The sequence below is a fragment of the Mesorhizobium sp. M7A.F.Ca.AU.001.01.1.1 genome (genome assembly GCF_004022735.1).
In the GTDB taxonomy this organism is placed as follows: Bacteria; Pseudomonadota; Alphaproteobacteria; order Rhizobiales; family Rhizobiaceae; genus Mesorhizobium; species Mesorhizobium ciceri.
In genome coordinates, this window is record NZ_RZPF01001256.1 from 1 (window position 1) to 813 (window position 813).

Sequence of the window (813 nt, forward strand, 5' to 3'; positions counted from 1 at the left end):
ATATCCAAACGAATTAATACTCAAATGATTCAAATTTTACGTTTATTCTATTGGACTTTTACTCAATATCTACTTCGCGCTTTTGCGTCAAATAAATCCACATGTGGCAATGTCTCCTTCGAACGGGGAGACTACAACAATGAAGAAAACGAGGGGCAAGCTGTTGCTGGCGGCAATGGCGATGCAGCTTTCCGCTTGGGGATCAGCATATGCCGCGGGACCGGCCTATATGCACACCGGCGGACGCACCACCCAGCCTGTTGGTCACTATGAGTTCTGCCAGCGCATTCCCGGCGAATGCAGCGAACGGACCCGCAGGGGTGCGCCGGTCGAACTGACCCGCAAGCTGTGGGCGACGATCGTCAACATCAACAATTCGGTCAACACCCGCATCAAGCCGCGCACCGACATGGAAAACTACGGTGTCGAGGAATATTGGGCCTATCCGGCCAATGGCTATGGCGATTGCGAGGATTACGCGCTGGAAAAGCGCCGCGAGTTGATGGATGTGGGCGTCCCCGCCGGCAATCTGCTGATGACGGTGGCGCGCCAGCCGAATGGCGACGGCCACGCGGTGCTGACCGTGCGCACCAGCCTCGGAGAATTCATCCTCGACAATCTTGAGACCAAGGTCCTGTCCTGGACGGACACCGACTACACCTATCTCAAGCGCCAGTCGGACCAGAATTCCGGCGTTTGGGTGACGATCAATGACGGCCGCTCCGACGCGGTCGCCAGCGTCCGCTAAAACAGAGCTCAAGCGCGCCGCGTGAATGCGAGGCGCTTCAGGAGAAACCCGGTCGAGTCCCCACC

At 57.2% G+C, this 813-nt stretch carries 1 protein-coding gene; it reads left to right on the top strand.

Annotated elements, in window-relative coordinates:
- The first annotated feature begins 139 nt into the window (after positions 1-139).
- Positions 140-748, top strand: coding sequence for a transglutaminase-like cysteine peptidase (locus EN884_RS37485; protein WP_063168098.1), 609 nt, complete (start codon positions 140-142; stop codon positions 746-748).
- Positions 749-813 lie beyond the last annotated feature (65 nt).

Bases quoted from the DNA above. Each gene is read 5' to 3' on its own strand.
- EN884_RS37485 (WP_063168098.1), top strand. From the start codon at position 140: ATGAAGAAAACGAGGGGCAAGCTGTTGCTGGCGGCAATGGCGATGCAG.